The following is a 4,036-nucleotide window of genomic DNA, read 5'->3' as shown; positions in this document are numbered from 1 at the left end:
AAGAAGGAAGCATAATGGCTAGAAGTTATTAGGAGCTAGTCTTGGCTCATATACGATAAGACTGTATAAAAAGCCCTCGCTGGGATTAAACTCAGCGAGGGCTTTTTGGGTGTGTGTCTACTGCAATAGGTGACAAATTTTATTTCATTTACCGTTTTCTAAAATTTGATGATTCCTGAAGTTGAATTCCTTTTAGTCTAAGTTGACCTTTTTAGCTTATCAACAGAAAGCGTTTGATAAAAGGAAAGAGCAAACCCAGAGCAATGATACAGGCTAGGGTCTCACCCAGCCAAGAAGAACCATTGACAATGGCAGAATAGATGAGAGCTGACTGTCCCTTAGGAGCGTAGCTTCCCCAGAAAATAATTCCAGCGATAAAATGGACAATATAGCGAGACAGGCCGCCGACTAAGATGCCAAGGATCATGGTGGTCCAGCTCCTTAAGGGCTGATTTCTTCTAAGGGTTTGTTCAAATGAAGGCTGAACGACTCCGGCAAGTCCGATTAAGCTAAAGGCAATGAAGTATTCTAAAAAGCCCTGCCAGAGATTAAGCCAGCCTCCGGCTGCCTGGCCAGTTACAACCTGTAAAATTCCCCAGATAAGGCCTGCCAACACGGCGGGCCTTGTCCCGCGGCGGAAGGCTAAGATAAAAATAGGAACCATTTTAAAAGAGAGAGAGAGGCACGGTCCCAGCGATAAGGGCTGGGTAAAAATATCTAAAACCATAGCCAAGCCTGCAAATAAGGCTATTTCAGCCATAGAAGCAACATTTGTTTTTTGCATAAAAAAATCCTTTCTCGTTACCGCAGTCAAGACTGGGCACTTACATGATTGCCACAATCAAAACCGCAATAAACTCAAGGAAAATTTATTATGATTTTCACATCCCTTACGCAAGCATTACCTTGTTCAGGTTCAAAGAGTTTAGACGAAACTTCCAATCCAAAGTAGCAAGGATAGAAAAAGGTCATTCTCAGCAAAAGCTCCTCTTGTGACGTCTTCATCATAGCAAAATTTTGTGCACTTAACAAGGTCTTATCCCTATGATATCAAAAGCTAATAAGCCGATTAATTAGGCTAAATGCAAATAGTCAAGGAAGATTTGTACTCAGAAGACCAATCACAATTTATCTGTAATAAACAGAAAAATGTCATATATTTTTCAAAACAATGGCAGTGTGAGACAATAATATTTCTTAATCAGGGGAATTATGTTACAATATTCCCGGCAATATTATTTGCTTAGAAAAATATTGGGAGAAAACAATGAAAGCAAAACAAGTTTACGGTTTTCGAAAAAGTAAGGTTGTGAAATCTTTATGCGGTGCTGTGTTGGGAGCCACAGCGCTGGTGTCACTGACAGGCTATAGAGCAGCAGCCGAGGAAGTATCGGAAACAACATCGACAAGCGGTGTTGACACGAAGGTTGTCGGGACAGCAACAGGCAACCCAGCGACTAATCTGCCGGAAGCTCAAGGGCCAGCCAGCGACCAAGCCAGCCAGAGTCAGGCCCAAGCCGGCCAGAACAATGGGGAGAAGCTGGTTGTAGAGGCTCCGTCACCAGAATTGGAGCAGGCGGTTAAGGAAGCCTACCAAGCTGGTGTGACGGTTCAAGAAGAGGCTGATGTGGACGCGGGGACCGTTCAGACCTCAGAACAAGCAGCTGCTAAGCAGGCGGAGATCGATGCGGATTATGCCCAGCAAGTAGAAGAAATTAAGACAACCGTCGACTCTTATAAGGAAGAAGTTGCTAAGCACAAGGCGGAAGTTGAACGAATAGATGCAGAAAACAAGGCCGCTGTAGAGCAATATGATAAAGACTTGGCTGCTCATCAGGCAGAAGTTGAGCGGATTAATGCTGCTAATGCTGCTGCCAAGGCGGACTATGAAGCTAAATTAGCCCAGTACCAAAAAGAGCTGGAAGCCATTCAAAATACAAATAAAAATAATGAAACAGCTTATCAGGCTGCTCTTGCTGCCTATCAAGCAGAGTTAGAGCGTGTTCGCAAGGCCAATGCCGATGCTAAAGCAACTTACGACAAGGCTGTGGCTGAAAATACGGCAAAAAATACTGAGATTGCAAAAGAAAACGAAGCTATCAGACAGCGCAACGCCGATGCCAAAGCTCAATATGAAGCGGCCTTGAAGCAATATGAAGCTGATTTGGCAGCAGCTCAGCAAGGCAATAAGGATAATGAAGCGGATTATCAAGCTAAGAAAGCAGCTTATGAACAAGAGCTCGCTCGTGTGCAAAAGGCCAATGCTGATGCTAAGGCAGCCTATGATCAGGCTGTCAAGGACAACAATGCTAAGAATGCTGAGATTGCAGCAGAAAATGCCGCCATCAAGCAGCGCAATGCGGATGCCAAAGCTAAATATGAAGCGGCCCTGAAGCAATATGAAGCCGATTTAGCAGATATCCAACAAAAGAATAAGGACAATGAGGCCGATTATCAAGCTAAACAAGCCGCCTACGAACAAGAGCTCGCTCGCGTACAAAAGGCCAATGCCGATGCCAAGGCAGCCTATGACCAAGCTGTTAAGGACAATAATGCTAAGAATGCTGAGATTGCAGCGGAAAACGCCGCTATTAAACAGCGCAATGCTGATGCTAAGGCTGACTATGAAGCCAAATTAGCTAAATATGAAAAGGACTTAGCCAAATATCAAAAGGACTTGGCTGAGTATCCTATCAAAAAACGGGAATACGAAGAAGAACAAGAGCGAATTAAAAAAGCTCTGGAAGAACTTGAGAAGCATAAGAACGAAGACGGGAACTTGACAGAACCATCTGCCCAAAACTTGGCTTATGACTTGGAACCAAATGCTCAACTGTCTGTGGTAACAGATGGTCAGTTCATCAAGGCCTCTTCTGTAGATGATGCCTTTAGCAAGAGTACTTCAAAAGAGCAATATGACAAACAAATTCTGCAGGTGGATTATCTCGATATCAGTAACATGCTGCAGGCCGATGATGTAACAGACTCAATTGAGCTCTATGGTAATATCGGGGATAAAGCAGGTTGGACCACAACTATCAGCAATGAAAATGAAGTTAAGTGGGCATCTGTTCTCCTAGAACGCGGTCAAAGTGTTACAGCGACTTACACCAACTTGGAAAACTCTTACTATAATGGTGAGAAAATTTCTAAAGTTGTGGTTAAATATACTCTAGATCCAGATTCAAAATTCCAAAATACAGATAAGGCTTGGTTGGGAATCTTTACCGATCCAACACTAGGTATCTTTGCCTCTGCCTATACAGGGGTGGATGAACAGAATACCTCTATCTTCGTTAAAAATGAATTTACATTTTATGACGAAGACGGCCAACCAATTGACTTTGACAATGCCCTCTTTTCTGTGGCTTCCCTTAACCGTGAAAACAACTCTATTGAAATGGCTAAGGATTACACAGGGGAATTCGTTAAAATCGCTGGCTCATCTATCGGTGAAAAAGATGGTAAAATCTATGCGACAGATACCCTCAACTTTAGACAAGGTCAAGGTGGCGCTCGTTGGACCATGTATAAAAGAAACAACGAACCGGGTTCTGGCTGGGATTCAGCCGATGCACCTAATTCTTGGTATGGTGCCGGGGCTGTCCGCATGTCCGGCCCAAATAACAGTATCACTCTGGGTGCCATTTCTGCAACCTTAGTATTGCCTGAAGATCCTACTTATGCAGTTGCTACTGGTAAAAAACCAAATATCTGGTATTCTCTCAACGCTCGAATTCTTGCGGTTAACGTACCGAAAGTGACCAAGGAAAATCCAGAACCGCCGGTAGAACCTACTAAGCCAGAAGAACCTAAGTATGAAGTCGAAAAGGACTTAGAGCCAGCACCAGTAGAACCCAAGTACGATCCAGAGCCAACGCCTCCAACTCGTACACCGGATCAGCCGGAATCTAATAAACCACAAGAGCCTAACTACGAAGTAGAGAAGCCACAGGAGCCAGCACCAGTAGAACCAAAATATGAGCCGGAGCCAACACCGCCAACTCGGACGCCGGATCAGCCGGAACCTAATAAA

At 44.1% G+C, this 4,036-nt stretch carries 2 protein-coding genes and 1 riboswitch; of the genes, one reads left to right on the top strand and one right to left on the bottom strand.

What is annotated here, in order from left to right:
- Positions 1–211: 211 nt before the first annotated feature.
- Complete coding sequence (gene thiT / locus AC4HAO_RS11235; protein WP_491135394.1) at positions 212–784, bottom strand: energy-coupled thiamine transporter ThiT; 573 nt, start codon at positions 782–784, stop codon at positions 212–214.
- An 85-nt stretch (positions 785–869) separates the two neighbouring features.
- A riboswitch (TPP riboswitch) is annotated at positions 870–1,001 on the bottom strand.
- Between the two features lie 266 nt (positions 1,002–1,267).
- Between thiT and AC4HAO_RS11230 the strand changes: the two genes are divergently transcribed.
- A partial coding sequence (locus AC4HAO_RS11230) for a GbpC/Spa domain-containing protein (protein ID WP_491135393.1) occupies positions 1,268–4,036 on the top strand: 2,769 nt, incomplete at its 3' end.

The organism is Streptococcus sp. ELY_137, from assembly GCF_058314515.1.
This window is presented reverse-complemented; position numbering and strand designations above follow the sequence as displayed.